Below are 23,409 nucleotides of genomic sequence, written 5' to 3'. Positions count from 1 at the left end.
GGCCGGCTACTGCATCTGATCGAGCATGGTGGAGAAGGCGGCCTTGAGCCGCAGTGCTTTCTTGATCTCGTCGGCAGTCACGTACGGGTACTCGCCGTACTCCAGGAAGCTCGGGACCTGGTGGGCCCGGACGAACTCGATGAATGCCTGGGGGTTTTCCTTCCAGTCCTCGGGGAACCCCTCCAGATTGGTGAACACGGTGGTGATGCCGGTGGCGCTGAACAATTGCACCGCATCCTCGGTGTACTTGTCGAAGTCGGTGTCGAAGATGCCCTGATATTGGAAATGCAGTCCCGAGCCGACGTCGAAAAGTACCCAACGCAAATAATGCAGCCGCAGCGGCGCCAGCACGTCCGGGCTGGCTGCGATCGCCTCCTCGATCTGCTTGCCGTATGCGCGCACCACCTCTTCACGGCCTTCTTTTACCTTCGCGATGATGGAAAAGCCGTGGCAGGCAGGAGTTCTCGGGTAGGTGGGCCCGTAGCGGCCCTCCTCGAGTTCGAAGTACCCCTCCGGCGGGATGGCCATCGCAGCCGGTTTGGTCCAGTCAGGATTTGTGGCAGTCAATTTGGGACCCCCTATGCGATCTCAGATAACGCGGAACGCTAGCACTGCTGGGGGCCCGCCAACGGCGAATATGTTGACGGGTCATTAAATTTGACGGGGCATTTCTCGGAAAACCTGGATAACACGCGTACCGGGCGTATTGTCCGCTGTGTCGGGGCCGTTCGAGGGGTAGGCCACGACCGTCCCGAGTGACAGGGCGCCAGAGGTTGGGCAGCGGCCCGATCTGTTACGCGTCCTGGGCGCCGCGCCGGTCCACGGCAGCGCGAGCGAAGGTGCGAACCTGGTCCTTGGCGACCTTCCCGTTGCCGGTCAGCGGTAGCGCGTCGGTGAACAGCACCACCCGCGGTCGTTTGAAACCCGCGATCTCTGTCCGGACGTGGTCGACGAGCTCGTCGGCAGTAGGTCGGTGTCCCTGCACCAGGACGATGACCGCGCACACCGCCTCGCCCCAGTAGTCGTCGGGGACGGCGACCACGGCCACCTGGTCTACCGCGGGGTGGCCCGACAACACATCCTCGACTTCCCGCGACGACACGTTCTCGCCGCCGGTGACGATGATGTCCTTGAGCCGGTCGACCACGAACAGTCTGCCGTCGGTATCGATGCGGCCCATGTCGCCGGTGTGCAGCCAACCGTTCTCGGTAGTCACACCGCCGGGCCAGTATCCGGGGGTCACCTGCGCGCCGCGCACCACGATCTCGCCGACCTGCCCGGACGGCAGCAGCCCACCGGTGGGGCCGGCGATCCCGATCTCGACGTCCCGGTGCGGATAGCCGGCGCTCGTGAGCAACTCGGGTCGCCCCGCGGCTCCGGCCCGATGGTCGTCGGGACCGAGAAACGTGATGTTCCCACCGGTTTCTGTCATCCCGTAACCCTGGTGGAAGTCCACCCCGAGCATCTCGATCGCCCGGCGAAGCAAATCCAGCGGCATCGCGGCCGATCCGTAGGCGATCGCCCGGAGGCTCGGCAACTCGGTCCCGGTGCGGCTCAGATGGCCGAGCAGCGAGTGCAGCATCGTCGGCGCCAGCGAGCACGAGGTCACCCCGTGTGAGCGGACGAGCTGTGCGAAACCCTCCGGGCGGAACTGTGCGCACAGCACGACGGTGGCGGCGACCGCATGCTGGACCAGCATGTTGTATCCGGCGATGTGACACATCGGGAACGGCAGCAGATACACCCCGCCGGGCTGCACGGAGCGGCCCTCGACCGACCCCCATACCGCTGTGAGGATCGAACGATGGCTGTGCACAACAGCTTTCGGAACACCCGTGGATCCGCTGGTGAACAACAGCCAGGCCGGATCGTCGGGGTTCGTGACCTCAGGGCAGGGGAGATCGGCAGCGGGGGCGGTCCGCCACCGCTCGCCTTCGAACGCGATTGCGTGCTCGACGGGAGCTCCGTTGCCGGCCAGGGCCGACAGATAACGCTCGTCGCCGAGCAACAGGGAGGGAGCGGCGGTGACCAACTGCGCGGCTTGCTCGGCCGGGCTGAGACGCTGGTTGATCAGCGTCAGTACGCGTCCACTGCGCGGTACGGCGTAGTACAGCTGCGCGTAGGCCGCGCTGTTGTCGGCGACCACGGCGACCCGGTCACCCGGGGCGGTCCGGGCGGCCACCCAGCCTGCGACACCACGGATCTGGCGATCGAACTCGGCGAATGTCGCGGTGGTGCCGTCATCGGTCACCACGGCCCGGCGCTGAGGCGCACCGGCGGCCGCCGCCGAGATCAACTCATGCAGAAGGGTCATGCCGGGCCACCCGGGGGGAGTTCGAACCGGTCCAGATATCGCCGCACGAAATCCTGTGCCTGCCTGTGGCCACGGCTGATGCCCAGGCCCTGCTCGAGCACCAGGATGCGCGCCAGGCTCGCCACGATCATCGACATCACCACGGGTGGGAACTCGTCGGTGTCGACGCCGTGGGCCCGCAGCGCCGAGGCCATCGCCGACTCCTCAAGGTCACGGAACCGGTCGGCGTAGCCGGCGATCTCGCTGCGGATGGCCTTGCGGTGGTTGGCCAGCGCCATGAACTCCATCCACAGCGCCGCACCCTGCGCGCTGTTGAGTTCCCACAGCGCGTGCAGCGGGGAGTCCTCGGCGAACGCCTCCTGCTGGGTGCTCAGGTTCGTCTCGGCGCCGGCCTGCAACACCGCCACGAACAGGTCGTCCATGCTGGGGAAGTAGTAGTGCACGAGTGCGGGCTTGACCCCGGCCTTCGCGGCCACCCGCCGCGACGTCGCCGCGGCGTATCCCTCTTCGAGCATGACCTGGGCGGTGGCCCGGATCAGCGCTCGTCGGGTGGTCGAATCGCGTCCGGAAGGGGCCTTTTGCGTACTCATCGCACCCTTGACCATGCGCGGCGACGACTGCTAGACATGGCCTGAGTGTAATTATTGGGCGATCGCCCAATCTCGGCAGTGCGGTGGCACCTGCCCCGGCAACGAAGGTGGGCAATGACAGGACGGGTCGACGGCAAGGTTGCACTGATCACCGGGGCGGCACGTGGGCAGGGGCGCAGCCATGCCGTGCGGCTGGCAGCCGAGGGCGCCGACATCATCGCCGTGGACATCTGCGCGACCTTCGACCGGTCACCGGCATCGGGCGCCACGGCCGAGGACCTCGCCGAGACCGCCGATCTGGTCAAGAACCTGGGCCGACGCATCGTCACCGCCGAGGTCGACGTGCGCGATTTCAGCGCACTCAAGACAGCGGTCGACAGCGGCGTCGAGCAGCTGGGCCGGCTCGACATCATCGCGGCCAACGCGGGCATCGGCACCACCGGGGTGAAGCTGGACCGGATGGACGAGGACCTCTGGCAGGAGATGATCGACGTCAACCTGAGCGGGGTGTGGAAGACGGTGAAAGCCGGTGTGCCCCAAATGCTCGCGGGTGGGCGCGGCGGTTCGATCATCCTGACCAGTTCGGTGGCCGGGTCGAAGGCCTACCCGTTCACGGGGCACTATGTCGCGGCCAAGCACGGCGTGGTCGGCCTGATGCGCAGCTTCGCGGTCGAGCTGGGCCCGCATTCGATCCGGGTGAACTCTGTGCATCCGACCCACGTCAACAGCCCGATGCTGATGAACGAGAAGACCTACCGCATGTTCCGGCCGGATCTGGAGAATCCTGGACCCGACGATCTGGCGCCGATCTGCCAGACCTTCCACATGCTGCCGATCCCGTGGGTCACGCCCGAGGACATCAGCAATGCGGTGCTGTTCCTGGCGTCGGACGAAGCCCGGTACATCACCGGGGTCACCCTGCCCGTCGATGCCGGCAGCTGCCTGAAATGACCGTCTATTACGACCCGTACGACGTCGGCATCGTCGCCGACCCGTATCCGGTGTACGCCCGCCTGCGCGACGAGGCGCCGATCTATCACAACGAGCGCTATGACTTCTGGGCGTTGTCGCGGCACGCCGATGTCGAAAAGGCGTTGTCGGACTGGGAAACCTTCTCCAACAGCCGAAGTGACATCCTCGAACTGGTCAATTCCGACTTCGACATGCCCCCGGGCGTGATGATGTTCGAAGACCCGCCCATGCACACCCTGTTGCGCGGGCTGATGTCGAGGGTGTTCACGCCGCGGCGGATGGCCGAGATCGAGGATCAGATCCGGCAGTTCTGCGTGCGCTGTCTGGACCCGCTGGTCGGCTCGAGCGGATTCAACATCATCGCCGAACTGGCCTCGATGATGCCGATGCGGGTGATCGGAATGCTGCTCGGTATACCGGAATCCGAGCAGATCGAGGTTCGGGATGCCAACGACGCCAATCTGCGCACCAGGCCCGGCGCGCCGATGAAGGTCGTCCAGGCCGACCGTATCGCCGACGGCCGGATCTACGCCGACTACGTCGAGTGGCGGGCCAACAACCCCTCCGACGACCTGATGACGGCGCTGCTCAACGTCGAGTTCACCGACGAGTTCGGTGTCACCCGCAAGCTTGAGCGCAAAGAGGTCCTGCACTACACCCAGGTAGTGGCCGGGGCGGGCAACGAGACCACCGGCCGGCTCATCGGCTGGCTGGCGAAAGTGCTCGCCGAACACCCCGACCAGCGTCGCGAGGTGACCCAGGACCGCTCACTGCTGACCCGAGCGGTCGACGAGACACTCCGCTTCGAACCAACCGGACCGCACGTGGCACGTTGGTTGGCAAGGGATTTCGAGTACGACGGCACCACGGTGCCGGCCGGGAGTGCGATGCTGCTGTTGTTCGGGGCCGCAAACCGCGACCCGCGTCGCTACCGCAACCCCGATACCTTCGACATCCACCGTGACAACATCAGTCACCTGACCTTCGGCAAGGGGTTGCACTACTGCCTGGGTGCCAACCTGGCCCGGCTGGAAGGTCGCGTCGCGCTCGACGAGCTGCTCAACCGCTTCCCTGAGTGGGAGATCGACTACGACAGTGCGCAACTCGCTCCGACCTCCACGGTGCGCGGCTGGGAGCAACTGCGCCTTGTGGTGAACTGAGCACGTGAACATCTGGATCGGACGGGCCCGGCGCAGCGTCAGCGGTGAGGTGCCCGCACCACCCGAGCAGGTGCGGGCCTTCTACGTCGACCTGGACAACATCTCGCAGGTGCACCCGCTCGTGCAGTGGGTGCGCAGCACGTCCCGGGTGGACCTGGCCGACGGGTATCAGCAGGACTATCAGATCCGCGATCGAATCCCATTGGGGCCGTTTGCACTTCCGATCACCTACCGGACACGGCTCATCGTTCCCACCGCAGGCGCGGTGACCGCGCAGGCTCGGCAGTTCCCGCAGGTGCAACTGGACAGCCAAGTGGACTTCGCGGCAACCGAGACCGGAACCCGGATCACCGAGGAGCTGACCATTGCCGCGCCCAGGCCGTTGTTGGCGATCACCGTGGAGCAGGCGGTGGACGCCCACGCCACGATGCTCGCGGCGATCGGGAAACTGTTCGCGGTCTGAGCGGTTCGCGAAAGGGACTCCTCGGACTACGAGGTGGCGACCGCCTCCGCGTGCTCTGTGGCCACCGACTTCGCCCAGCGGTAGTCGGCCTTGCCTGCGGGGGAGCGCACGATCTGGGGTGACCGGACGAAGGCCTTCGGGATCTTGTAGCGCGCGATCGCACGCTCGCACACCGCCACGAGTTCCTCATCGGTGGCCGAGGCGCCTTCGGCGAACTGGACGACCGCCACGACCTCGTTGCCCCAACGCTCCGAGGGGCGGCCGACCACAACCACGTCGTAGACGGCGGGGTGCGCGGCGATGGCCCGCTCGACCTCCTCGACGAAGATCTTCTCGCCGCCGGAGTTGATGGTGACAGAATCGCGGCCCAGCAGCTGAATCCGTCCGTCTTCCAAGACGTTTGCCCGGTCACCCGGAACCGACCAGCGCACTCCGTCGATGGTGGGGAAGGTGCGTGCGGTCTTGGCCTCGTCGCCCAGGTAGCCCAGCGGGATCAGGTCGCGCCGCGCCAGCCAGCCGCCGCCTTCGCCAGGGCCGAGCACCCGGGACATATCCTCGGCGACCACCGCGGTATCGGACTGGGCGTTGAAGGTGGCGGCCTCGGACTCGGTGCCCGCGGTCGACGCGGTGCTCATCTGTGCGCCGGACTCCGAGGCGCCCACCGCGTCGATCAGCATGAGATGTGGCAGTGCGGCCAGGATTCGCTCGCGCACGGTCGGCGAGAGCGGCGCGCCACCGTTGCTGATCGTGAACAGACCGGACAGGTCGTAGTCGCCCTTCTCGATCTCGTCGATCAGCGGCCGGGCGATCGCGTCGCCGACGACGGGGATACTGAGCACCCGTTCGCGCGCAGCGAGTGTCAGCACGTTGTCGGGGCGCATGCGGACCACATCGTCGGGGATGACGAGCTTTCCGCCCATGGTGATGGCGTTGTAGGCGGCCCACTGGGCGGCGCCGTGCATGAACGGCGGGATCATCAGCAGCGACAAGCCGCCACCCGCGGTGCGGGCCCGCTCGGCGAGTTCCTCGTACGACGCGATGAAGGTGTCGCTGCCGAACGGCCGGCCACCCATAGAGGACAGGAAGATGTCGTGCTGGCGCCACAGCACGCCCTTGGGCATGCCCGTGGTGCCGCCGGTGTAGAGGACGTAGAGATCATCGCCCGACGGGGTCGGCATTCCCGCCTGTGGCGCAGGAGTTTTCAGGACCGTCTCGTAATCGACGGCGCCCGGCAGCAGTTCGTTGCCCGATTCGTCGGCGACCTGGATGAGCACCCGCAGATTCGGCAGCTGGTCGCGGATCGCGGCCACCCTGGGCGCGAACTCGGCGTTGTAGATGACCGCCCGGGCGTTCGAATCCTTCAGCAGGTAGAGGAGTTCTTCCTCCACGTAGCGGTAGCTGACGTTGAACGGTGCCACCCGGGCGCGGTAGCTGCCGATCATCGACTCGAGGTACTCGTTGCCGTTGCGCAGGTAGATGCCGAGGTGGTCCTGACCTGATTCGTGCCCGGCCAACCCATCCCGCTCGGTGTGCGGGCCGAGGCCGGCCGACACCAGATAGTGGGCGAAGCCGTCGACGCGCGCGTCGAACTCGGCGTAGCTCAAGCGGCGGTCCCGCCACACCAGGAAGGTCTGATCGGGCACGGCTTTGGCCACCGTGGAGAACACTGTGGACAGATCGAACTTGACGTCGCTCATGGCACTCCTGGTCACGGATTCGGGCCCCACGACCATACATGCACCACCCGGCTGTATGGCCGGGGGGATGTGACGCGCGCCTCAGCTCGCGAAGGTATCCGTCAGACCGGGAAGAACCCGTCTCCGGTCAGCACACCGGGCTGCCACCCTTGCGGTCCGAGGCACAGCATCGGCCGGCCGTCAGGCGACTGAGCGGCCTCCTGCGGCCCCGGGCACGGCGACCCGATCTCCTGCACGCCGTTCAACGGGTAGGCGTAGGTCCAGAAGCCGGTGTAGACCGGTGGCCACTGGTTGGGAATCCACTTGCACTGCATGGCGGTGCCGCCCGGACCGCGGCCGAACACGTTGCGATCCCAGCTGTAGCAGGGAGCACCGTTGGAAGCCTCGTAGCTCATACCCGGGACATCGGTGGGGTAGCGGCCTGGATTGTCGGGATACATGTTGCTGCCGTCGTCGGCCATGGCGCCCGGCGCTGCCGAGATCGCTGTTGCCAGTGCCGCCGCGGCGACCGCCGTCGTGGCGAAGAGTTCGCGAATCATGTTCCACCCTCAGCATTGCCGACCGCCAGTCGCATCAGGCTGGCCAGTTCGTTGACTTTGGGCCAGAAGCCTAGCCGGTCGCCAAGGCGATCAGTCGACATTTGGGGTCGTTGTTACTCGCCGGTATCGGTGTCGAGCACGCTGACCGCGATGCCGTAGGGCAAGAACCGCACCCGGCGGGTGGGATCGGTGTTGCCGGCGTTGGCCCGCAGGGCGTCGAGCTCACATGCATACACCTGCTCGATGTGGGCACCGCCGGCGTCGTCGACGGTGTAGATCGCCCACACCCCGTCACCCTTCTCCCCGGTGGTCTCCGGTTGTGTCCTCGGCCGTGAGAACCGGGACACCTCATCCAGCAGTCCTGCCCAGCCGCCGCCCTGACCGGGGTTGCCCAAGAATTTGCCCAACCCGTCGAGGGCATCGCGTAACCCTTCGCCCGCCTCGCGGGCGACGCGGTCGAAGTCCTCGGGGTCGAACCCGAACGGTCCACTGCCACTCATTGCGTTCTCCTCGGTGGTTGTGGGTAATCCCACGTGTCCAACACCAGTGTGCGCGCACGCGCGGCCGGGCGGGATGGTAAACGATCCATATGGTCTTCACACGGGACGAGCTATTGACCACTGTCGAGTTGTCACCGCAGGCAGCGGGTGCGCACGACCGGCAGGGATGGGTGGGGCTGTTCGCTGCGGGCGGACAGGTCGAGGACCCGGTGGGTTCACGGCCACACCGCGGGCCCGCGCAGATCGAGCGGTTCTACGACACCTTCATCGCCCCGCGCGACATCACCTTCCACCGAGACGTCGACATCGTCAGCGGGTCGACGGTCATCCGCGACCTCGAGCTCGAGGTCGTCATGAGCCCGTCGGTCACCATGCGGATCCCCGCTTATCTGCGCTACGCGGTGGTTCCCGCGTCGGCCGGGCCGCGTATCGCCGAGCTGCAGGCCTACTGGGAGCTGCCCGCGATGATCGGGCAATTCGCCCGGGCAGGCCTCGGCGCGGTGCCGGTCGGGCTGCGCCTGAGCGTGGCGTTGCTGCGTAACCAGGGGCCGTCGGGCACGCTCGGGTTCGCCAAGGGGATGGGCGGCGCCGGCCGGGCGGGTAAGCGCGTGATCGCCGGATTGCTCGACGACCTGTGCGCCGGGGACGCGGTGGCCGTACAACGGCGGCTGGGTGCCGACACCGTCATCTGTGCCGGTGACGAGGGACCGCTGAATGCGTCCGGGCTGGTGGAACTCACCTCGGGCGCGTCCTGGCGCAAACTGATCGCGTCCGGGTCGAGTCTGGTGGCCGGGCTGGACCGCGACGGCCGCCGGGCCGTCCTGATCGCCGATCTGGGTAGCGGGCCGCGCGCGGTCGCCAGGTTGCGGTACTTCGCTGACGCGACGTGAACGCGGCATGAACACGCACACGGGCCCGGCTGCACCGTCCCCACATCCCGGCGTGAGACCGTAGAAGGATCATGGCTGATCACGCTTACATCACCTACGAGGAATTCGGTCGGCGGTTCTTCGAGGTGGCCGTATCCGAGGACCGGGTCGGCGACGCCATCGGGGCGATCGCCGGCGACGCGTTCGAACTGGGCCCGATCGGCCAGGGACCGGGCAAGATCGCCAAGGTCACCGCGCGGGTCAAGATCCAGAAGCCCCGGGTGAGTCGCATCGTGGGCGAAACCATCACGTTCTCCATCCGGATCCCGCTGGAGATCGACATGGTGATCGACCTGCGCATCGACCGCCCCAAGTTCATGGTGTTCGGCGAGATCGCCTTGCGCGCCTCGGCGTTGGCCGCCGAGCCGCTGCTGCTGATCCTCGACGTCAAGAAGCCGCGGCCGTCCGACATCTCGATCCATGTCACCTCCAAGTCGTTGCGTGCCGAGGTGCTGCGCATCCTGGCGGGAGTTGACGCGGAGATCAAACGGTTCATCGCCGCGCACGTGGCAGGTGAGATCGACAGCCCGGAATCCGAGCAGGCCAAGGTGATTGACGTCGCGAAGGAACTCGACTCGGCCTGGGGCGGGATCTGACACCTCGGCGGGCCGTCTGCGTGACGGCCCGTAGGATTCAAGCCATGCAGCGCAACGTGATCCGGTCCGGTCGAGTGCTCGCGAGTGTCGGGGCATCGCTGGTGACTGGGGTCGCAGCTGTGATGATCGCCGCGCCGGCCCACGCCGATCCGGTTGATCAGACTTTCGTCGACGCGCTGAGTCAGGCGGGCGTGGGTGCGGTGGATCCGGCTCAGGCCGTCACGCTCGGGCAGTCGGTGTGCCCGATGCTTGCCGAGCCGGGTCAGAACGCCGCCGATGTGGCGGCCAAGGTCGCCGATACCGGCGGGATGTCACTGGGGCCGGCCACGATGTTCACCGGGATCGCGATCTCGACGTTCTGCCCCGCGATGGTGGCCAAGGCCGGTGAGGGCAATCTGACCGGCGGCCCGGCCGATCTCGCCTGGTCGATCCTCGGCTTCGGTTAGGCACTCAGGTACATCAGGGCGGGCCGCCGCGGCAAGCGGCCGGTGCCGCCGGACTGCCCGCGAAAGTGACGCCACAGCCACGGCATGAGCATGTTCTGCGTCCACAGCACCTGTGAGTACGCCCGGGACCGGAACGACTGAGTCTGGTCGGGGCTGGTTGCCAGCGCCCAATCATGGTTGCTGCCAGGCAATCCGAGCGCCTCGGCAGCTGCTGCGGCGAACAGGCGGTGTCCCTTCGCCGACCCGTGCACCCGGTCGGGGCTCCAGGTTTCCGTCTCGCGCATAGAGGGCGCCGAGTACAGATCCACAAGGTGGAACTCGTACCGATCGGCGGCCTCGTTGATCGCGTCGTTGATCTGGACCACCCGCTTTCCGAGCAACCGACCCACCGGCAGGATCTGGGTGATGTCCGGGAACGTGGTCGTGACGACGGTGATCCCGGATTCCGCGAGCATGCGGTAGACGTGCTCGAGATCGCCGAGTGCGCGGGTGAACGAGCGCCCGGGCCGGGTCACATCGTTCATCCCGATGCACACGGTGACCAGGTCGGGCCGCATGGAGAGCGCGGTGGGCAGCTGCGTGTGGAGTACATCGCCGATCCGGTGGCCGCGAATGGCGAGATTGGCATAACCCAACCCCGGGTAGAGCCCGTCGAGGCGCACCGCGAGCCGATCGGCGAAACCCATCAGGCCGACGGTGTCGTCGCCATCCCACAGTCCTTCGGTCTGGCTGTCGCCGAGGGCGACATACCGGGTGAAACGTCGCACTCTGGGGACTCTAGCGCGCACCAGATCGGGCCTTGCACCCAGACACGTCGGAGGGGCGCCCGAAAAGGGCGCCCCTCCTTGATGTTTCGCAATGTTTGGGCTTACTTCACATCGACGTAAACTGTCTTGTTGAGCACGGTGGTCTGCAAATCGCCGCCCGGGCTGCTGGAATCCGTCCGGCTGAAGGTCTGTCCCGGCCGCACTGCGACCACGGTGGCCTTGTCCAACGGGGTGGAACCGACGTGGTTGACGATCACCTTGTAGCCCTGCGACTGCAATTGACTGATGGTCTGCTGGGCATTGCCCGGGCCGGTGGGTGCGGCTTGGGCGGGCGCGGCCAGGCCGATCACCGCCGCGGCTGCTGCGCCGACCAGTGCTGTAGCAAATCCGAGTCTCATCATCTTTGGTGCCTTCTTTCTTGTTCTGTTATGCCGCATGCGGCGCGCCGTTAGCGCATGTCGGTTGGCGCCGTAGCAAGTTCTCTTAGGTGTTACCTAAGAGTTAACCGGCAGTTCACAAATAAAATTCCGGCTGTACGAAAGTGTTTGACGAGGGGTGCGTCACATTCGGGAATTGGGGGATGGGTGCCAGGCGGGGTTCGTGATGCCGATGCCGAAGTGACTGGAATTACGCACATCTGGCAAAGTGGTCTGCATCACCGATGTTGCCGGAATGGCGTCACCGCGTAGCGTGCAACCCGTGGCCAAGCTGAGTGCCGGGGTGCTGCTGTACCGCTTCACCGGAACCGATGTCGAGGTGCTGATCGCCCACCCCGGCGGGCCGTTCTGGGCCCGCAAGGATGCCGGGGCGTGGTCGGTGCCCAAGGGGGAGTACGACGACGGCGAAGATCCCTGGGCGGCGGCCCAACGTGAATTCACCGAGGAGCTCGGTGCCCCGCCACCCGCAGGCCCGCGCATCGATCTCGAACCGGTACGCCAGGCGGGCGGCAAGTTGGTCACCGCCTTCGCGGTGCACGGGGACTTCGACACCACCACGGCCGTCAGCAACACGTTCACGGTGGAGTTGCCCAAAGGGTCGGGGCGGTTCGTCGAGTTCCCCGAAATCGACCGTGTCGCTTGGGTTTCGGTGGCGACAGCGCGCGCCAAGCTGCTGAATGGGCAGCGTCCCCTGTTGGACCGGTTGATGGCCGCGCCCGAGCTGGCCGGCTACGGAGAGGGTCATCCGGAAGCCGGGTAACGACTCAGAGATCGAGCGTCAGCCGGTCCCCGGCCTCGGCCCGTGACACGCAGGTCAGCAGGTAGCCCGCATCGCGCTCGGGGTCGGTCAACAACGTATCGCGATGCTGCACAGTCCCGTCGGTGACCCGGATCCGGCACGTTCCGCAGAAACCTTGTTGGCATGAGTATGGGGCATTCACCCCGGCCCGGCCCAACGCGGCGAGCAGGGTCTCGTCGGCTCCGACGGTCACCGAGGTGCCGGTGGAGGCGATGGTCACCGAGAACTCGGCACCGTCGACAACCGGTGGCGCCGCGAATCTTTCGAAATGCAGCTCCACGTCGTCCCGGCCCGTGAGCGCGGCCCGGATTCCGGTCAGCATCGGGGCCGGACCGCAGGCATACACCGTGGTGCCGTCGGGGCAGTCACCGAGAAGATCCTCGGCACTGGGCAGGCCGTCGACATCGTCGGTGCGGATCTCGATGCGGTCGCCGAACCGGGCGAGCTCGTCCAGGAACGGCAGGCTGTCGCGACTGCGCCCGGCGTAGACCATCGACCAGTCGATACCCAACCGCGCCGCCAACCCGAGCATCGGCAGGATCGGGGTGATGCCGATTCCGCCTGCGATGAAGCGGAACCGCTGGGTGGGCGACCCGTAGCCGGGCACCGTGAGGGCGAATGCATTGCGCGGGCCGTGGGTGCTGACCCGGCTGCCGATCTGCAGGCTGTCGTGCACCTCGACGGAGCCGCCGCCGCCATCGGGGATGCGCCGCACCGCAATTCGATAACTGTCGGTAACCGTCGGATCGCCGCACAGCGAGTACTGCCGCACCCGACCGCTGGCCAGGTGCAGGTCGATATGCGAACCCGGAAACCACTGCGGCAGCTTCTCGCCGTCAGCGGCGGCCAGCGTCAGCGCGATGACGTCCTGATCGTGGGCCACCACCTGCCGGCCCGTCACCGTCAGCGCGATCGTGCGATCCAGCTCCGGTGGCGGCAGACTGGTGCGCCGAACGAGCCGGCCCACCGTCCAGATGGTGGCGATGGCGGCACCGGCGGCGCCGAGCATCGGATCGTGGCGAAAACGGCCCGACATGCTCGGTGGCAGCCGGCGGTATCGGGATATCAGTGACAGCGTCGGCATGGCTGAGCCCGTCACAGGTGCGCGGCCCGCGCCGCAGGCGAACTCGCCAGATACGCGACAGCCTGGGCCGTCGAACCCATCTCCTCGGGGGAGAAACCGGGCCGGCAGTAGGCCAGGGTGTTCGAGCCGAACATCCGGGAGAACTTCGGCAGCAGCCCGAGCTTGGAATCACGCATGCGCATCTTGTTCATCCGCCACCAGCCGATGTCGAGGGTCGGGTCGCTCTTGACCATCGCCCAGCAGCCGCGCTGGAAGAACAGGTAGACGGCCGTCGCGGCGATCGACATCGCCCGCACCCGGCTGAAATAGCTGTCCTGGAAGTACACCGCGACGTCGTGGGCGACACTGCGGTGTTCGACCTCCTCGGCGCCGTGCCAGCGGAACAGGTCGGTCATCGTCGGGTCGGTGTCGTAGTCCTCCCAGGCGCAGTTCAGCACGAAGTCCCCCAGCACCGCGGTGTAGTGCTCGATCGCGGCGATGAGCCAGAGCCGGTCGCACAGATGGGCCAGCCTGCGGCGCGGATCGGGGGAGTCCGACGGCGCCAGCGTCTTGGTGAACACGTGCTCCACCAAGGACAGCACCGGCTGGTAATCCACACCGTGGCTGGTGAGGAACTGGTCGAGCACCTGATCGTGCGTCTCGGCGTGGGTGGCCTCCTGGCCGATGAAGCCACGCATGTCGTCGGCGAGCTTGGGATCGCGCACATACGGCAGCGCTTCGTTGAACGTCGCGACGAACCAGTGCTCGGCCACCGGCAGCACCACGTTGAACAGATTCACCATCGACGAGGCCACGGGATGGCCTGGGATCCAGTGCAACGGGATGTCGTCGAGATCGAAGTGCACCTTCCTGGCCTGGATCTGTACCGGGCCGGGGTCGATCTCATGGTCGAACCGCAACGGACGCAACATCGAGAGCCTCCTGGGATGAGTGGACTCTCAGCAGTGTACGGATTTAGGTGGGAACGGCGGTACCGGGTTGCCTCTTTCGGGGCGGGCCCGGTTCAGATCAGGCCGGCGGCGGGGTGCCCGCGCCCGGCGCCCCGGCGATCGGGACCACCGGCGTCGGCGTCACCGTGGTCACACCGTTACTGCCGACCCTCGGGCCGCCCGGGACAGCCGAATCGGCACCCTGCTGGGCCGCGGCCTCGCTGCAATCGAGCATCAGGATCATCTTGCCGCTGGAGTTGATCTTCTGGGAATCGACCAGGCACTCGGACTGCGGCAGGGCGCTGCCGAAGGAACCGCCGAAGGTGGCCCTGACGCCCTGGCTCTTCAGGATCGCCAGCGCCTTCATATAGGGCTCGCCGACGACGTTGACCGAGGAAGCGGTCGGTTGTGAGGTGGCGGTGCCTGCGGCCAGCAGGGCGATCGAACCGGCGGCGAGCAGACCGCCGCTGAGCGCAACAAGCTTCTTCACGTGAACTCCGTCAGTCGGGTGCGTTTGCGAACATATCGCAGCTGTGACGAATGTGAAACCGGAGCAGACGCCCCGCGCGTTACATCCGGTCCCGGGTCGGGCGGGCGGTGATCGCCGACATCACGTCGCACAACGCCGCCGCTCGCGGATCCACGAACGCATGTTCGAGCAGAATTCGCCTGCCGTCGGGACCCGCCAGCGGTATCCGCCAGTTCGGGTATTCGTCGGTGGTGCCGGGTTGATTCTGGGTGCGCACCTCACCGACCGCGTCGGCCAGCGACAGAGCCAGCAATTTCGAGGGAGTGCGCCCCAGATAGCGGTACAGCGCCGATACGACCTGATCGGTGTCCGGACGGGGTCCGAGCAACCCGACCCGGCGCAGCTCGTCGAGCCAGGCTGCCTGCGCGGTGCGATCCGCGGCCAGTTCCTGATCGGCCGGCCGGGTCAGCAGGCCCAGTTGTTCCCGCAACCGCACGTGCTCGCCGACCAGATATCCGGGTGTCGGAGGGAGATCGTGGGTGGTCACCGACGACAGGCAGTACTCGCGCCAGTGTTCGGCGGGTAAGGGTCCTCCGGACCAGTCGGACTCGAACCACAGGATCGAGGTGCCGAACAGGCCCCGCTCGCGCAGGTAGTCACGCACCCAGGGTTCGACGGTGCCCAGGTCCTCGCCGACCACGAGGGCGCCGGCCCGGTGCGCCTCGAGCGCGATGATGCCGATCATCGCATCGTGGTCGTAGCGCACATAGGTGCCTTCGGTCGGTGCGGCCCCCTTCGGGATCCACCACAACCGGAACATGCCGATGATGTGGTCGATCCGTACCCCGCCGGCGTGCCGGAGCGCCATGTTGACCACCGCCCGGAACGGCTCGTACGCCTCCTCGGCGAGGCGGTCCGGCCGCCACGGCGGCTGTGACCAGTCCTGCCCGAGCTGGTTGAACTCATCCGGCGGTGCGCCCGCCGTGACCCCGAGCGCCAGCACGTCCTGAAGGGCCCAGGCATCGGCACCGTCGGGATCGACGCCGACGGCGAGGTCGCTCATGATGCCGAGTTCCATCCCGGCCTGCACCGCGGTGGCCTGGGCCGCGGTGAGCTGATCATCGAGTACCCACTGCAGCCAGCGATGGAAGTCGACGGCCTGAGGGTTGGCCGCGGCGAATGCGGCGACTTCAGGGTTCGCCGGATGCTGCAACGCGTGGGGCCAGCCGTGCCAGTCGGCACCGTACCGTTCGGCCAGCGCGCTCCAGATCGCGAAATCTTCGAGGCTGCGGCTCTGCCGGGCCTGGTAGGCGGCGTACGCCACCTCTCGGCCCGCCGAACGTTCGACCCGGTACACCTGCTCCAGTGCGGTGCGTTTGGCCTGCCAGGCCGCATCACGGTCGATGGTCGGGTGGCGGTCGGAACGTTTGTTGAGCGCGGTGCGCAGCGCCCGGATACGGCCGCGGTGTGGGACCGCGGCGAACTCCGGGATGGCTTCCACCCGCAGGTAGAGCGGACTGCCGAAGCGACGGGAGGTGGGCAGATACGGCGAGGGCTCCATCGGTGCGGTGGGGGCGGCCGCATGCAGCGGATTGACCAGGATGAAACCCGCGCCGTGCTCGGCCGCCGACCACACCGCCAGATCGGTCAGGTCCGTGATGTCGCCTGTGCCCCAGGAGCTTTGAGATCGAACGCTGTAGAGCTGGACGGCCAGGCCCCAGGCTCGCCGTTGGCCCAGCCGGGCGGGCAGGTCCAGCGTGGCGGGGGAGATCACCACAGGGGTTTCGCTATCGAACTCACCGACCCGCAACCGCAGCCGGTGATAGCCCAGCGGCAGGTCCGCCGGCAGCTCGAACGTGGCCTCACCGACCAACCGGTCCCCGAGGTCGTACGGGGGCCGGTTGTTCTCCAGTTGTCGCAGGCCGCTGCGTTCGGTGCCGTCCTCGAGGAACAGCGTGAGCTCGACCGGATCCCCGTGGGTGACATGCACCCAGAAACTCGACGGCTCCCTCGCCCGGCCCAGCACGATGGGCGGCAGAGGGCGTTGCCAGTACTGGCGGTCGTGCCCGGCCAGCGCGTCGGCGCGTTCCCGCTCGGTGCCGGCCGGCACGCCGAGAGCTTCGAGCACGGCGACCAGTGTCGACTCCGCGACAGCGGTGCGCCGGCCGGTCCAGTCGTCGAACTCCGCGGCCACGCCGTAGCGGCGAGCCAACTCCAGCAGGGCCGGGGACGGTTCGTTCATGACGCCAATCTTGCTGCCCAGAACGCGATCATGTCAGTCGACATCGCGGGACAGCAGGTCCTCCCAGGTGTCCCGGCGCACCACCAGCCGGGCTGTTCCGTTGTGCGCGAACACAACCGGAACCCGGCGGGCGCCGTTGTACTGATTCGACATGGTGTAGCAGTAGGCCCCGGTGACCGGCACCGCCAGCAGATCGCCGACCTTCGGTTCACGCAGTGCCACGGCGTCGATGAGCTGATCGCCGGACTCGCAGTGCCTGCCGACGACGCTGACCGTCTCACCGCCGCCGACGCGGTCGGCGATGGTGGCCTCGAACCGCTGCCCGGTCAGCGACACCTCCAGGTTGTCGCCCATGCCGCCGTCCACCGCCACGTGGGTGATCACCCCGCGTTTGACGGTGGTGACGCGGTACAGCGTGCAGGCGCTGGTCGCCACCATGCTGCGACCGGGTTCGACGATGATCCGGCTGTCGCGCGGCAACAGCTCACGGGCCTGGGCCACCATCGCCTCGGCATAGTCGTCCAGGCTCGGCGGGTGCTCGTCGTAGGTGTAGCGCACCCCGAGCCCGCCGCCGAGGTCGTAGACCTCGAACGTGCCCAGCGCGGCGATCGGTTTCACCGCCGCGGCCAACTGCTCGACATTGAGCAGTTGCGATCCCACGTGGGTGTGCACACCGTCCAGGCGTAGCCGCGGGCTGGCCTCGATCCGCGCGATGGCCGCCCGGGCGTCCGCGGGCATCAGGCCGAACTTGGACCCGGCATGGCCGGTGGCCTGCGAGGCGTGTGTGGCGGCCTCGACGCCCGGAATCACCCGGACCAGACAGGGTTGCCGGTGGCCGGAGGGCACAATCCGCTCCAGCCGGTCGATGTCGTCGAAGTTGTCGACCACCACCAGGCCCACACCGTGCCCGACGGCCAGGGTGAGCTCCTCATCGGTCTTGGCGTTGCCGTGCAGCACCAGCCGGCCCGGCTCGGCGCCGGCCTTGAGTGCCGACAGGATCTCGCCCCCGCCGGCGACATCGAGGTGTAGCCCTTCGGACGCCATCACCCGCTGGACCGCGGTGCACGGGAAGGACTTCGACGCGAACGCGACATCGCTGCGCGGCCAGCGACTGCGGAACGCCGAGAGGTAGTCGGCGGCCCGCTGCCGCAAGGCGCCTTCGTCCACCACGATCGCCGGGGTACCGAATTGCTCGGCGATGGCGTCCAGCCGGCAGCCGCCGACCACCAGGGTGCCGTCGGCGTCCTGCCGGGTTCCGGGCGGGAAGAGGCCGATCAGATCGCTGGTGGTCTCGCTGTGGATCGTCACCGGTTCAGCGTGCCACTGGCGAGATGCCCACGAGCGTTGATAGCCTGTCTGTAACGATCCGTACAGAGGCAGGTTCAGGTGACAACTGCAGCCACGAGGCGACAACGGCAGGGCGCGGATTCTCGCGAACAGATCCTCGACGCCACCGAGCGACTGATGGCCACCCGCGGCTACGCCGCCACCTCGATCAGCGACATCCGCAAGGCCTGCGGCCTGCCGGCCAGCTCCATCTACTGGCATTTCGGGTCCAAGGACGGCGTCCTCGCCGCCGTGATGGAACGCGGAGCCGACCGCTTCTTCGCGGCCATCCCGAGCGGCGGGAGCATCGACGAGCAGTTGGCGGTCCTGGCGGACCAGCAGTCACAGCGCCCCGAGTTCCTCCGGATCCTGTACCTGCTGTCGCTGGAACGCAGCGATGACCCGACGGTGACCGCCGTGGTGCGCCGCGTGCGGGGCACTGCCATCTCGCGTTTCTCGGCCGCCGTGCGCGGCCAGCTGCCCGCGGATGTGCCACCACGACGTGCGGAGCGGGTGGTGGCCGAACTCACGGCATTCGCCGTCGCGCAGTCCGACGGCGTGTTCTTCGCCGGACACCTCGAGCCCGACAGCACCGACGTGGCGCGTATGTACCAGCGGCTGTGGCAAGCCGTCACCGCCCTGATCCCGATACTCCTGGAGGAAACGTGACCGGCAGGACCGCGATCATCACCGGCGCGAACACCGGGCTGGGATTCGAATGCGCGCGTGCACTCCTGGAATCCGATCCGGGGTGGCACGTGGTGCTGGCGGTGCGCGACGCCCAACGCGGCGCCGACGCCGCGGCCCGGCTCGACTGTCCGGGACGCACCACGGTCGCTGAACTCGACCTGGCATCGCTACGGTCGGTGCGCGACTTCGCCGTCAGATTGCCGCAACTGGAGGTTCCGCCGTTGGCCGCGCTGGTGTGCAACGCCGGGCTGCAGGTGGTCTCGGGTTCGCCGGCGACGGCGGACGGCTATGAGATGACGTTCGGCGTCAACCATCTCGGTCATTTCGCCCTGGTGCAGCATGTGCTCGGCGCCCTGACGGCCCCCGCGCGAATCGTGGTGGTCAGCAGCGGCACCCACGATCCGGACAAGTTCACGGGTATGCCTGCGCCGCAATATAATTCAGCTGAAGAACTACTGCGTCCGCCGGTGGGCGGCCTGACGGGCGAAGAGGGCCGGCGTCGCTACACCACCTCCAAACTCTGCAACATGCTCTTCAGCTACGAGTTGGACCGGCGGCTGGGGCACGGTGCCCGCGGAGTCACGGTCAACGCATTCGATCCGGGCCTGATGCCGGGGTCGGGGCTGGCCAGGGACTACGGGGGCGTACAGCGGCTGGCCTGGCGCCTGTTCATGCCGGCACTGCGGATCCTGCCCAACGTGAACAGCACCAGGCGTTCTGGAGCCCATCTCGCCGCGCTCGTCGAGGATCCCGCCCTCGACGGCGTCACAGGGGAGTACTTCGAGGGAACTCGCCGGATCCGCTCCTCGCGCGATTCGTACGACTCGGCGAAGGCTGCAGATCTGTGGCAGGTCAGCGAACGGTTGGTGTCGGCGGTCGGCTAGCTCGCCCGGGCCGCAGTAGTGTCGCCCCAGTGACATCCGGGCCGGTTTCAGAAGATGGCGACACCGTCGTGCTGCGCCGGGCCCGGATCGCGGTGGGAGCGTTGTTCCTGACCAACGGAGCGATCTTCGCCAATCTGCTGCCGCGTTATCCGGAGATCAAAACCGATCTGCATCTGAGCAACGCGGTGTACGGCGCGGCCGTCGCCTCGTTCGCCGGCGGGGCACTGGTCGCGGGACTCACTGCGGCGACGTTGATTCGACGGTTCCGCAGCGCACGCGTCGCGGTCATCGGCACCGTCGCCCTGGCCGCTTTCGTCGTCGCAGCCGGTGGCGCGGGCACGCCGCTCATGCTTGCCGCGGCCCTGTTTCTGGCCGGCGCCTGCGATTCGGTGGTCGACGTCGCACAGAACGCACACGGGCTGCGGCTGCAACGCGAACACGGTCGCTCGATCATCAACTCCCTGCACGCGGTCTGGGCTGCCGGGGCGATCCTCGGTGGGCTCACCGGTGCCGGCGCGATCGCACTGGGCGTACCGCGCGGAATCCACCTTTTGGTGGTCGGAGTGCTTTTGAGTGCGGTGGCGCTGGTCGCCTACCGCTACCTGCTGCCGGGCTCCGACCATGATGACCACCCGGCCGCACACGCCGCGGCGGCGGGGAGCAAGGCCGGGCCGCGGGTGTACCTGATCCTGCTGGCACTGGTGCTGATCGCCATCGCCGGCGCCACGGTCGAGGACGCCGGAAACTCGTGGGCCACGTTGTACCTGCGCGACACCCTGCACGCGCCGCCGGCGGTGGCGGTCTTCGGCTACATCGCACTGGTCGGGTTCATGTTCATCGGCCGGCTGATCGGCGACCGGCTGGTCGACCGCTTCGGCGAGGCCACCGTGGCGCGGACGGGCGGTTTGATCGCTGCTGTCGGGATGGGGTCCGCGCTGGCGTTCCCTAGCATCGCCACCACGATCGCCGGGTTCGCGCTCGCGGGTCTGGGCGTGGCCACCCTGGTGCCCGCCGCCATGCACGGCGCCGATCAGCTGCCCGGGCTGCGACCCGGCACCGGTCTGACCGTGGTCACCTGGCTGATGCGGGTCGGGTTCTTCGGGGCACCGCTGCTGGTCGGGCTTGTCGCCGATGCCGCCGGATTGCGGGCCGGACTGCTGGCGGTACCGGTGGCCGGGCTGGTGGCGGTCCTGCTGGCCGGGGCGCTGCCGCGGAGGCCGGCGTCGGTGCCTGATTCAGTGCGTGGGCCCGACGCCCGCGAGCTCGATCGTGAACACACCCGACACGATTAGCCCGATGCCGAGCATCATCACCGGGGTCAGCGGCTCCTTGAACAGGAACTTGGCGATGACCGCGACGAGGGCGACCCCACACGCGGTCCAGATGCCGTAGGCGATCCCTACCGGTACACCCAAGGACAGGGCCAGCCACAGCAGATAGAACGACATCACATACCCGGCCACCACCGGCGCGATCCAGGCCTTACGGCGGAACCCGTCCGAGGCGCGCAGCCCAAGCGTGGCGAACACCTCGACCAGGATTGCCCCGGTCAGCGCCAGCCACATCATGATTCGGCCTGCCGCGAGTGTGACCCGAGTTCGACCAGCAGCACACCCGCGATGATCAATCCGATGCCGGCGACGATCGGCCAGGTGAACGGGTCGCCGAACAGCACCGCCGCCAGCACGGCCGTCGCCGCGGTACCCAGGGCACCCCAGATGCCGTAGGCGACGCCGACGGGCATGCCGGCCCGCAGCACCAGGGTCAACAACACGAACGCGGCCAGATAGCCCGACACCACCAGCACCAGCCATCCCGAATGGTCCTGGGACGCGCGCAGCGACAACGTGGCGCTGACTTCGGTGACGACGGCCGCGATCAACAACGCCCAGGTCCGCACCGGACCAACCTATCCGAGCGCGGGGCGGCGGGTGAGTACCGTGGGGGAGTTCGCCCAGATTCGCCGAGGAGCCGCATGACCGATCCGACACGCACCCCCGGGCCGGTCGTCGACACCGGGTACGGCCCGATTCGCGGGACCGACGACGGAATCGTCAAGCAGTGGATGGGTATTCGCTACGCCGCCGCGCCCGTCGGCGAGTTGCGGTGGCGGGCCCCACAACCTCCCGGCGGCTGGAACGAGATCGCCGACGCGACCGGCGCCGGGCCGGTGTGCCCGCAGATCGCCGATCCGAGGCTCCCGCTCGACCTCGGTGGACGCCAGGGCGAGGACAGTCTGGTGCTCAACGTCTGGGCGCCGAGCGGAACCGAGGCCGGCGACGCCAAACCGGTCATGGTGTGGGTTCACGGCGGTGCCTACGTCATGGGCTCCGGGAGTCAGCCGCTCTACGACGGGTCGGTCCTGGCCGCAGAAGGTGATGTCGTCGTGGTCACCGTCAACTACCGCCTCGGCCCGTTCGGCTTCCTGGACCTGTCCCATTTCAACGGGCGCCCCGGTGCGAAGGGACTGCGTTTCGACACCAACCTCGGTCTGCGCGACGTGCTGTCGGCGCTGCAGTGGGTGCGCGACAACATCGCCGCATTCGGCGGGGACCCGCAACAGGTGACCTTGTTCGGGGAGTCGGCCGGCGGCGGGATCGTCACCACCCTGCTGGCCAGCCCGGCCGCCGAAGGGCTTTTCAGTGCGGCGATCGCGCAGAGTTCCCCTGCGACATCGGTGTACGACGCCGAGCGCTCCCGCGCCGTGGCCGCCCAGTTCCTCGAGCGCCTGGGCGTCGACGGCGACGAGGTCGGGCGATTGTCCGGCGCGCCGGTGCCCAGCATCCTGTCCGCGGCCAAGGAGGTTTTCGACGCGGTGCCGACCCAGACGCCGGGCCTGCTGGCATTCGCCCCCATCGTCGACGGCGATGTGGTTCCGGACTATCCGGTCGCGGCGGCAAGCGAGGGCCGCACCCACCCGGTGCCGCTGATCATCGGGACCAACGAGCACGAAGGCACGGTGTTCCGCTGGATGAAGTCACCGCTGATGCCGATCACCCCCGGTGCATTGCGGTCCATGTTCGCCGCCATCGCGGCCGAACAGCCCGGCCTGCAACTGCCGACCGAAGCCCAGATCACCTCCGCCTATGCGGGTTTACGTCCCAAGGCGATCGGATTGGGCGTGGCGCGCGACATCGGTTTCCGCATGCCGACCCTGTGGTTCGCCGAGGGACACAGCACCGTCGCCCCCGTGCATATGTACCGCTTCGACTTCACCACCCCGATGCTGCGTCTACTGCGGCTCGGCGCCGCCCATGCGACCGAACTGCCTTACATCTGGGGCAATCTGGTCGCCGGGCCGAAGGACCCGACGTTCAAGTTGGGTGGGCTCAAGCACGGGCGAGCGGTGTCGCAGCGGGTGCGTCGTCGGTGGGTCAACTTCGCCACCACCGGGCAGCCCTCGGGTGCCCTCGGGGAACCGGTGTGGCGGTCGTACCGCCGGGAGGACCGGGCCTCCCTGGTGATCAACAAGAACGATAAGACGGTCGCCGACCTGGACCGCGATATCCACGCGGCCTGGGGGAGCCAGATACTCAATTTCCGGTAAGACGAATCCAATGAGACAAATCCGCTGAG

26 protein-coding genes are annotated in these 23,409 nt (G+C 67.6%); 11 read left to right on the top strand and 15 right to left on the bottom strand.

From position 1 onward, the window contains the following. Positions 1 to 6: 6 nt before the first annotated feature. The 3 genes from EYZ64_RS17620 to EYZ64_RS17610 form a co-directional block, all read right to left on the bottom strand. On the bottom strand, positions 7 to 528 hold the full coding sequence (locus EYZ64_RS17620) for a hypothetical protein (protein WP_135460087.1): 522 nt from the start codon (positions 526 to 528) through the stop codon (positions 7 to 9). 265 nt (positions 529 to 793) lie between these two features. Continuing rightward, on the bottom strand, positions 794 to 2,314 hold the full coding sequence (locus EYZ64_RS17615; RefSeq protein WP_135455197.1) for an AMP-binding protein: 1,521 nt from the start codon (positions 2,312 to 2,314) through the stop codon (positions 794 to 796). After that, positions 2,311 to 2,904, bottom strand: a complete 594-nt coding sequence (locus EYZ64_RS17610) for a TetR/AcrR family transcriptional regulator (RefSeq protein ID WP_135455196.1) — start codon at positions 2,902 to 2,904, stop codon at positions 2,311 to 2,313. Before EYZ64_RS17610 ends, EYZ64_RS17615 begins: the two co-directional genes overlap by 4 nt. Before the next feature lie 114 nt (positions 2,905 to 3,018). On the opposite strand from EYZ64_RS17610, the gene EYZ64_RS17605 reads away from it, so the two are divergent. Genes EYZ64_RS17605 through EYZ64_RS17595 form a run of 3 tightly spaced genes read left to right on the top strand, consistent with a single transcriptional unit; the run spans position 3,019 to position 5,499 of the window. Beyond that, entirely contained in the window at positions 3,019 to 3,855 is an 837-nt protein-coding gene (locus EYZ64_RS17605; RefSeq protein ID WP_135455193.1) for a mycofactocin-coupled SDR family oxidoreductase, read from the top strand. Beyond that, the gene (locus EYZ64_RS17600; RefSeq protein WP_135455191.1) at positions 3,852 to 5,036 is read left to right on the top strand and encodes a cytochrome P450; all 1,185 of its coding nucleotides are present in this window, start codon (positions 3,852 to 3,854) and stop codon (positions 5,034 to 5,036) included. The genes EYZ64_RS17605 and EYZ64_RS17600 overlap by 4 nt, the downstream gene beginning before the upstream one ends. Before the next feature lie 4 nt (positions 5,037 to 5,040). Beyond that, positions 5,041 to 5,499, top strand: coding sequence for an SRPBCC family protein (locus EYZ64_RS17595; RefSeq protein ID WP_135455189.1), 459 nt, complete (start codon positions 5,041 to 5,043; stop codon positions 5,497 to 5,499). 26 nt (positions 5,500 to 5,525) lie between these two features. Here the strand turns inward: EYZ64_RS17595 and EYZ64_RS17590 are convergent, their stop codons facing one another. The 3 genes from EYZ64_RS17590 to EYZ64_RS17580 all read right to left on the bottom strand — a co-directional run bounded on the left by EYZ64_RS17590 (position 5,526) and on the right by EYZ64_RS17580 (position 8,235). Next, complete coding sequence (locus EYZ64_RS17590; RefSeq protein ID WP_135455187.1) at positions 5,526 to 7,196, bottom strand: acyl-CoA synthetase; 1,671 nt, start codon at positions 7,194 to 7,196, stop codon at positions 5,526 to 5,528. A 101-nt stretch (positions 7,197 to 7,297) separates the two neighbouring features. After that, the gene (locus EYZ64_RS17585; protein WP_135455185.1) at positions 7,298 to 7,735 is read right to left on the bottom strand and encodes a hypothetical protein; all 438 of its coding nucleotides are present in this window, start codon (positions 7,733 to 7,735) and stop codon (positions 7,298 to 7,300) included. A 113-nt stretch (positions 7,736 to 7,848) separates the two neighbouring features. Continuing rightward, positions 7,849 to 8,235, bottom strand: coding sequence for an Rv0313 family protein (locus EYZ64_RS17580; RefSeq protein ID WP_135455184.1), 387 nt, complete (start codon positions 8,233 to 8,235; stop codon positions 7,849 to 7,851). A gap of 89 nt (positions 8,236 to 8,324) precedes the next feature. On the opposite strand from EYZ64_RS17580, the gene EYZ64_RS17575 reads away from it, so the two are divergent. The 3 genes from EYZ64_RS17575 (at position 8,325) to EYZ64_RS17565 (ending at position 10,206) form a co-directional block, all read left to right on the top strand. Then, positions 8,325 to 9,125 carry a ketosteroid isomerase family protein gene (locus EYZ64_RS17575; RefSeq protein WP_135455182.1) on the top strand — a complete coding sequence of 267 codons (801 nt, stop codon included), beginning with the start codon at positions 8,325 to 8,327 and terminating at the stop codon, positions 9,123 to 9,125. Positions 9,126 to 9,196: 71 nt separating this feature from the next. Next, the gene (locus EYZ64_RS17570) at positions 9,197 to 9,760 is read left to right on the top strand and encodes a hypothetical protein (protein WP_135455180.1); all 564 of its coding nucleotides are present in this window, start codon (positions 9,197 to 9,199) and stop codon (positions 9,758 to 9,760) included. 44 nt (positions 9,761 to 9,804) lie between these two features. Further along, positions 9,805 to 10,206: a DUF732 domain-containing protein gene (locus tag EYZ64_RS17565; protein ID WP_135455177.1), complete on the top strand. Its 402-nt coding sequence runs from the start codon at positions 9,805 to 9,807 to the stop codon at positions 10,204 to 10,206. On the opposite strand, the gene EYZ64_RS17560 is transcribed toward EYZ64_RS17565, so the two are convergent. Continuing rightward, the gene (locus EYZ64_RS17560; protein ID WP_135455175.1) at positions 10,203 to 10,973 is read right to left on the bottom strand and encodes an SGNH/GDSL hydrolase family protein; all 771 of its coding nucleotides are present in this window, start codon (positions 10,971 to 10,973) and stop codon (positions 10,203 to 10,205) included. The two genes, EYZ64_RS17565 and EYZ64_RS17560, sit on opposite strands and share 4 nt — an antisense overlap. A gap of 101 nt (positions 10,974 to 11,074) precedes the next feature. Then, entirely contained in the window at positions 11,075 to 11,374 is a 300-nt protein-coding gene (locus tag EYZ64_RS17555) for a hypothetical protein (protein ID WP_135455173.1), read from the bottom strand. Between the two features lie 298 nt (positions 11,375 to 11,672). Between EYZ64_RS17555 and EYZ64_RS17550 the strand changes: the two genes are divergently transcribed. Continuing rightward, positions 11,673 to 12,170 (top strand): NUDIX hydrolase, encoded by a 498-nt coding sequence (locus EYZ64_RS17550; protein WP_167857866.1) that lies wholly within the window; start codon positions 11,673 to 11,675, stop codon positions 12,168 to 12,170. A gap of 4 nt (positions 12,171 to 12,174) precedes the next feature. On the opposite strand, the gene EYZ64_RS17545 is transcribed toward EYZ64_RS17550, so the two are convergent. The 5 genes from EYZ64_RS17545 to lysA all read right to left on the bottom strand — a co-directional run bounded on the left by EYZ64_RS17545 (position 12,175) and on the right by lysA (position 18,241). Beyond that, complete coding sequence (locus EYZ64_RS17545; RefSeq protein ID WP_210115523.1) at positions 12,175 to 13,293, bottom strand: PDR/VanB family oxidoreductase; 1,119 nt, start codon at positions 13,291 to 13,293, stop codon at positions 12,175 to 12,177. Between the two features lie 11 nt (positions 13,294 to 13,304). Next, a complete protein-coding gene (locus tag EYZ64_RS17540; protein ID WP_135455171.1) occupies positions 13,305 to 14,204 on the bottom strand; it encodes a metal-dependent hydrolase in 900 nt (299 codons plus the stop codon). A gap of 97 nt (positions 14,205 to 14,301) precedes the next feature. Beyond that, a complete protein-coding gene (locus tag EYZ64_RS17535) occupies positions 14,302 to 14,712 on the bottom strand; it encodes a hypothetical protein (protein ID WP_135455168.1) in 411 nt (136 codons plus the stop codon). Between the two features lie 79 nt (positions 14,713 to 14,791). Next, entirely contained in the window at positions 14,792 to 16,933 is a 2,142-nt protein-coding gene (malQ, locus tag EYZ64_RS17530; protein WP_135455166.1) for a 4-alpha-glucanotransferase, read from the bottom strand. A 33-nt stretch (positions 16,934 to 16,966) separates the two neighbouring features. Then, complete coding sequence (gene lysA, locus EYZ64_RS17525) at positions 16,967 to 18,241, bottom strand: diaminopimelate decarboxylase (RefSeq protein WP_135455164.1); 1,275 nt, start codon at positions 18,239 to 18,241, stop codon at positions 16,967 to 16,969. 78 nt (positions 18,242 to 18,319) lie between these two features. Here lysA and EYZ64_RS17520 point away from each other — a divergent pair, with 78 nt between their 5' ends. Genes EYZ64_RS17520 through EYZ64_RS17510 form a run of 3 tightly spaced genes read left to right on the top strand, consistent with a single transcriptional unit; the run spans position 18,320 to position 21,125 of the window. Beyond that, entirely contained in the window at positions 18,320 to 18,928 is a 609-nt protein-coding gene (locus EYZ64_RS17520) for a TetR/AcrR family transcriptional regulator (protein WP_135455162.1), read from the top strand. After that, on the top strand, positions 18,925 to 19,833 hold the full coding sequence (locus EYZ64_RS17515; RefSeq protein ID WP_135455160.1) for an SDR family NAD(P)-dependent oxidoreductase: 909 nt from the start codon (positions 18,925 to 18,927) through the stop codon (positions 19,831 to 19,833). The genes EYZ64_RS17520 and EYZ64_RS17515 overlap by 4 nt, the downstream gene beginning before the upstream one ends. 29 nt (positions 19,834 to 19,862) lie before the next feature. Continuing rightward, on the top strand, positions 19,863 to 21,125 hold the full coding sequence (locus EYZ64_RS17510; protein ID WP_167857865.1) for an MFS transporter: 1,263 nt from the start codon (positions 19,863 to 19,865) through the stop codon (positions 21,123 to 21,125). Here EYZ64_RS17510 and EYZ64_RS17505 read toward each other — a convergent pair. Next, positions 21,069 to 21,398 (bottom strand): DMT family transporter, encoded by a 330-nt coding sequence (locus EYZ64_RS17505; RefSeq protein WP_167858136.1) that lies wholly within the window; start codon positions 21,396 to 21,398, stop codon positions 21,069 to 21,071. The two genes, EYZ64_RS17510 and EYZ64_RS17505, sit on opposite strands and share 57 nt — an antisense overlap. Next, the gene (locus EYZ64_RS17500) at positions 21,398 to 21,733 is read right to left on the bottom strand and encodes a DMT family transporter (RefSeq protein WP_135455156.1); all 336 of its coding nucleotides are present in this window, start codon (positions 21,731 to 21,733) and stop codon (positions 21,398 to 21,400) included. Before EYZ64_RS17500 ends, EYZ64_RS17505 begins: the two co-directional genes overlap by 1 nt. A 75-nt stretch (positions 21,734 to 21,808) precedes the next feature. Between EYZ64_RS17500 and EYZ64_RS17495 the strand changes: the two genes are divergently transcribed. Beyond that, positions 21,809 to 23,380 carry a carboxylesterase/lipase family protein gene (locus EYZ64_RS17495; RefSeq protein ID WP_135455154.1) on the top strand — a complete coding sequence of 524 codons (1,572 nt, stop codon included), beginning with the start codon at positions 21,809 to 21,811 and terminating at the stop codon, positions 23,378 to 23,380. Positions 23,381 to 23,409 lie beyond the last annotated feature (29 nt).

Source organism: Mycobacterium sp. DL99, from assembly GCF_004762045.1.
In the GTDB taxonomy this organism is placed as follows: domain Bacteria; phylum Actinomycetota; class Actinomycetes; order Mycobacteriales; family Mycobacteriaceae; genus Mycobacterium.
Note: the sequence above shows the minus strand (reverse complement) of the source record. Positions and strands in the feature narration are given on the sequence as shown.

Excerpts from the sequence above, each read along its gene's own strand:
- EYZ64_RS17570 (WP_135455180.1), top strand. The coding sequence starts at position 9,197 with ATGGCTGATCACGCTTACATCACCTACGAGGAATTCGGTCGGCGGTTC.
- malQ (WP_135455166.1), bottom strand. The coding sequence starts at position 16,933 with ATGAACGAACCGTCCCCGGCCCTGCTGGAGTTGGCTCGCCGCTACGGC.
- EYZ64_RS17605 (WP_135455193.1), top strand. The coding sequence starts at position 3,019 with ATGACAGGACGGGTCGACGGCAAGGTTGCACTGATCACCGGGGCGGCA.
- EYZ64_RS17600 (WP_135455191.1), top strand. The coding sequence starts at position 3,852 with ATGACCGTCTATTACGACCCGTACGACGTCGGCATCGTCGCCGACCCG.
- EYZ64_RS17545 (WP_210115523.1), bottom strand. The coding sequence starts at position 13,293 with ATGCCGACGCTGTCACTGATATCCCGATACCGCCGGCTGCCACCGAGC.
- EYZ64_RS17585 (WP_135455185.1), bottom strand. The coding sequence starts at position 7,735 with ATGATTCGCGAACTCTTCGCCACGACGGCGGTCGCCGCGGCGGCACTG.
- EYZ64_RS17610 (WP_135455196.1), bottom strand. The coding sequence starts at position 2,904 with ATGAGTACGCAAAAGGCCCCTTCCGGACGCGATTCGACCACCCGACGA.
- EYZ64_RS17495 (WP_135455154.1), top strand. The coding sequence starts at position 21,809 with ATGACCGATCCGACACGCACCCCCGGGCCGGTCGTCGACACCGGGTAC.
- EYZ64_RS17565 (WP_135455177.1), top strand. The coding sequence starts at position 9,805 with ATGCAGCGCAACGTGATCCGGTCCGGTCGAGTGCTCGCGAGTGTCGGG.
- EYZ64_RS17505 (WP_167858136.1), bottom strand. The coding sequence starts at position 21,398 with ATGTGGCTGGCGCTGACCGGGGCAATCCTGGTCGAGGTGTTCGCCACG.
- EYZ64_RS17620 (WP_135460087.1), bottom strand. The coding sequence starts at position 528 with ATGGCCATCCCGCCGGAGGGGTACTTCGAACTCGAGGAGGGCCGCTAC.
- EYZ64_RS17615 (WP_135455197.1), bottom strand. The coding sequence starts at position 2,314 with ATGACCCTTCTGCATGAGTTGATCTCGGCGGCGGCCGCCGGTGCGCCT.
- EYZ64_RS17590 (WP_135455187.1), bottom strand. The coding sequence starts at position 7,196 with ATGAGCGACGTCAAGTTCGATCTGTCCACAGTGTTCTCCACGGTGGCC.
- EYZ64_RS17555 (WP_135455173.1), bottom strand. The coding sequence starts at position 11,374 with ATGATGAGACTCGGATTTGCTACAGCACTGGTCGGCGCAGCAGCCGCG.
- EYZ64_RS17540 (WP_135455171.1), bottom strand. The coding sequence starts at position 14,204 with ATGTTGCGTCCGTTGCGGTTCGACCATGAGATCGACCCCGGCCCGGTA.
- EYZ64_RS17580 (WP_135455184.1), bottom strand. The coding sequence starts at position 8,235 with ATGAGTGGCAGTGGACCGTTCGGGTTCGACCCCGAGGACTTCGACCGC.
- EYZ64_RS17575 (WP_135455182.1), top strand. The coding sequence starts at position 8,325 with ATGGTCTTCACACGGGACGAGCTATTGACCACTGTCGAGTTGTCACCG.